Source organism: Mordavella massiliensis (genome assembly GCF_016901695.1).
GTDB lineage: Bacteria > Bacillota > Clostridia > Lachnospirales > Lachnospiraceae > Claveliimonas > Claveliimonas massiliensis_A.
This window is the reverse complement of sequence record NZ_JACJKS010000036.1, coordinates 1-3860: the sequence shown is the minus strand read 5'-3', so window position 1 is coordinate 3860 and position 3860 is coordinate 1. Positions and strand designations below refer to the sequence as shown.

Annotated in this window: 5 protein-coding genes; 3 read left to right on the top strand and 2 right to left on the bottom strand. The window is 46.8% G+C overall.

Going from position 1 to position 3860, the window contains the following annotated elements:
• The 3 genes from H6A20_RS12890 to H6A20_RS12880 form a co-directional block, all read left to right on the top strand.
• The coding region (locus H6A20_RS12890; protein ID WP_204907505.1) for a hypothetical protein at positions 1–212 on the top strand (212 nt) is incomplete at its 5' end.
• 224 nt (positions 213–436) lie between these two features.
• Complete coding sequence (locus H6A20_RS12885; protein WP_204907504.1) at positions 437–1753, top strand: ISL3 family transposase; 1317 nt, start codon at positions 437–439, stop codon at positions 1751–1753.
• Positions 1750–2082 (top strand): hypothetical protein, encoded by a 333-nt coding sequence (locus H6A20_RS12880; RefSeq protein WP_204907503.1) that lies wholly within the window; start codon positions 1750–1752, stop codon positions 2080–2082. Before H6A20_RS12885 ends, H6A20_RS12880 begins: the two co-directional genes overlap by 4 nt.
• 502 nt (positions 2083–2584) lie before the next feature.
• Here the strand turns inward: H6A20_RS12880 and H6A20_RS12875 are convergent.
• Positions 2585–2995, bottom strand: coding sequence for a putative toxin-antitoxin system toxin component, PIN family (locus tag H6A20_RS12875; protein WP_204907502.1), 411 nt, complete (start codon positions 2993–2995; stop codon positions 2585–2587).
• Positions 2992–3267: an AbrB/MazE/SpoVT family DNA-binding domain-containing protein gene (locus tag H6A20_RS12870; RefSeq protein WP_204907501.1), complete on the bottom strand. Its 276-nt coding sequence runs from the start codon at positions 3265–3267 to the stop codon at positions 2992–2994. The genes H6A20_RS12875 and H6A20_RS12870 overlap by 4 nt, the downstream gene beginning before the upstream one ends.
• Positions 3268–3860 lie beyond the last annotated feature (593 nt).

The following is a 3860-nucleotide window of genomic DNA, read 5'->3' as shown; positions in this document are numbered from 1 at the left end:
CAAAAGCATTGAGATTTCTTTTAGATCTTTTGAAGATATCAGACGCGGCGGCTGCCGCAAAGAAAAAAACTGCCAGAAACATCATGCTTTATGTATATATTAGCACATGGGCTCTAAAGCTTTTTCTGGTGTTTCTCCTCCAATACCCGGTGTTCTTTATAGTTTCACCAGCTTATTTAGAAGAACTCCTTACTTTCCTGGTGTCTCCTTAAATCTTCTCGTTTTCCTGGTGTTCACCAGATTTTACTGGAGCTCTCCTCTGTTTACTGGTGTCCCTTATCTCAATCACCAGATTTTCTTCAAGCTTCACCAGTTATTTTTGAAGCTCCTCATAACTTTTATTGCCATGTTAGATGCTTCCATGGTTGCTCCATACTTCCAGTGTTATGATTAATTTGAACTAAAAACACCACTTTAAAGGAGGTATGAAACAACCATGAAAACATCTAACTATCTGGCAAAACTGCCACAGGAAGCAACTATCAAAAGCATCCAGGTCCTCAAGGACTACGATCTCATCACTCTTGATGTACCTACAGCCAGTCAGAGGCTATGTCCCCATTGTGGCTCTAACGACTGTGTCATCAAGGACTCCGGTACACTGCAGACCATCAGGCACATCCCCTGTAATCATCGCGGTACCGTCGTCTCCTTCCACAAGCGCAGGCTCCTGTGCAAGGACTGTCACTCCTCTTTCTATGAGACTCCCTACTGGATCCATCCCTCCCTGCGTATGACGCAGGCTCTCTATGACTCCATCCTCCTGGACCTGATACAGCCTCTCGCCTTCTCCGAGGTTGCAAGGAGAAACCATGTCCCCCAGAGCACCGTCCAGTCTGTCTTTCAGACCATCCACTTTGGCAGGCCAACCAAACTCCCTGAAACCATCTGTATTGATGAATTCAAAGGCAACAGCGGTGTGTGGAGCTCTAAACATCGCCGCTGGTATCGCAACAAATATCACTGTACCTTGTCCGATGGTGACTCCCATTCCGTTATCGATGTAATGGATCAGATCTCCGGCGTCTATCTGAACAAGTATTTCCATCGGTTCTCTTTAGAGCAGAGGAAGCGGGTGAAATACTTCTGCTGCGACATGAGCAACGGCTTTGTCTCTGTCTCCAGGAAGAACTTTCCAAACGCCAGGATCTGCATTGATCCCTTCCACGTTGTCAAGCGTCTTAATGAAATGGTGGACCATGTGAGGCTCCGCTATCAGCACCAGTTTCAGGATGCCGGGGATACAGAGAGCCGGAAAAAGGTAAAAAGCATCGCCCGTCTCCTGAAAACAAAAGAGTACAATCAGGTCGCTTACTGGGGCTCACGCTTTCATGACAACAAGCAGCGCCTCCAGGATGCCTTTGACGTGGCCCCGGATCTTCTGGAAGCTTATGAAGCCCTCCAGTTCTTCCATGATATCCTGGCTTCCTTTCCTTACTCCGTCCAGTACGAGGAGCTGACAGAGTGGATTAGACAGTATACCGCCTCCGAGGTGGAGGAGATCCACTCCGCCGCCTGCACCATCCGCCACTGGCGGGGCTACATCCAGAACAGCTGGAAACACAGCAAATCCAATGGCCTCAGCGAAGGCCTGAACAACAAGGTCAAGGTCCTGAAACGGGTGGCCTTCGGCCTGCACAGCTTCGAAGGTTTCCGCAAACGAATCCTTCTTACCTGTGGAAAACTCAGGCTTTCTAATGACCCGCTGTCCATTCTGGAAAAAGCCAGGGACGGAAAGGAGATACGCTTATGATCCCCGACAGAAATTTCCTGCGCCGCTGCGCACACAATAACAATCTCAACCTTCCACAAGAACTTGAGGACTGGCTCCTCGTCCACTTTGAGGATGAACCCTATGAGGATTTCAACACGGCTTCCGCCCTTGAGGACATGATCCATATGTACTGTCAATCCTATGCGAATGGCAGGCTGGACGTGGCCATCCCGGATCCCGTGACACGCCTAAAGGAACGCTGTGAAGATCTGAAGGATCTGATCACGGACCTTCGTGTGGATATCAGTTATCTTCAGGGCCTGTGTGACGACTACGAGCGCATCCTGAAAGAGCATGACCTGCTCTGACCAGGGCCGCCATGGTCTCAGCTCTGGAGGTGATATATTAAAAACCCCACGAAAAAAAGGCCTGTTAAGGCCTCTTGCGATCCGTTATTGATGGTTTATGCAGTTATTAATAGTCTCATTTCAACCTGATTTTTGAAGGTATCAACTATCAGGTCTGGTTATTATACGCTTTTTTAAGAAGTATCCATCTCTAAATCCTCTTCCTTCCAGTATTTACAAGACTTTGCGCCCCTTTGTCACCAGGCTATTTAGAAGAACCAGCACATGTTCCTGACAGTTTCCATAAGAATTTCTAAATCTGTTTTTATTTTTACTGTTTCTGCCCGCTTCATCAGCGTTTTCCCAAGCTCTTCTGCTCTCCCTGGTGTGATCCCCCTTTAGAAACATGTTCAGTTACATGCTTCCATAGGTATTCCGACAAAATCAAGCGTATGCTCAAAAACGAAACACAGCAGATGTAGACACAGCAGGACGGGAGCTTTCCACTCTCGGCCCGCTTTGCTTATGCCAGGCAGATATCCAAAAACTCTGCCGGTGTCATAATCGCCGGATTTTTTATGCCGGACTCTAAGAAATCCTTATCGCCGGTCAGTAGCACATCGGCTTTCGCTTCAATGGATGCCCGCAAAATAGGACGGTCATTGATATCTCTGATTTGTGTCTCTGTCATATTTTCTTCTATCGGAACGGGAACTAATTCCAGGGTAAGCAGCGCAACGGAAAGAAATTTGTCCAGCGCCGCCAGCCGGTTCGGAAATTTCTTGTTGAATATCCTCTTCATTTCGTCCACATTCTGCTCACAGATTAAACCGTGATTTGGGTAAGAGGCCGCCTTTACATACGCCTGATAAGGCGTACCGTTTGCACTCAGCGCGGCAGAAATGAGGACATTGGTATCAATCAGAACTCTCATGCCTCTTTGTCCTCATTTCTCAATTCCTTAACGAGCGCCATAACATCATCTTCCGAGGTCAAGCCGGTACGTTCTGCTTCCCCGGCCATTTCTTTCTGAAGCACCTGCATGGCATACACAGCAGAATTGACAATACGGACGGTGTTCCCCTCAACGATAAAAGTGACCCGATCACCGTTTGACACGCCAAGCACATCACGGACATCCTTCGGGATTGTGATTTGCCCTTTTGCCATAACTTTGGCATTGTCCACAAACGTATTTGCTAACATGACTTTGCACCACCCTTCGAAAAATATGGAAAGTAGGGATTTCCCTACTTCTATTATACGCAAAACAGGCGAAAAACTCAACAAGAATGGCTGAAATTATATTTTCCCCAAACACTATATACAAAACCCATCTAAATACGTCCGTAAAAAGGACGTCTCCCTGTAAAAGTGAAACGCCCACGGCAAACAGCGGACCACATAATATTGGACCGCTGGCTCTATTAAATTTTGTCGGTAGTTTATACAGCCCCCTTTTATCGACAGATTTCTTATTGCCTCTCATGGTTGGAATAGGAATTGAACAGGCAACGGTATCCACATACTGCGCACTCCCCTGCCCGTATTCCGGATACTGACAAGGGTAATACTTTTGGATCTACTTTTCTTTCTGGTGTTTCTGCCTGCTTCACCAGATTTCTCCCAAGCTCTTCTGCTCTCCCTGGTGTGATTCCCCTTTAGAAGCATATTCAGTTACATGCTTCCGTGGTCATTCCAACTATCCCCATGTTATTCTTTTATTGGTCTAAAAATAATCAGAAAGGAGCTGAAATGACCATGAAAACATGCAACTATTTAACTAAACTTCCTCAGGA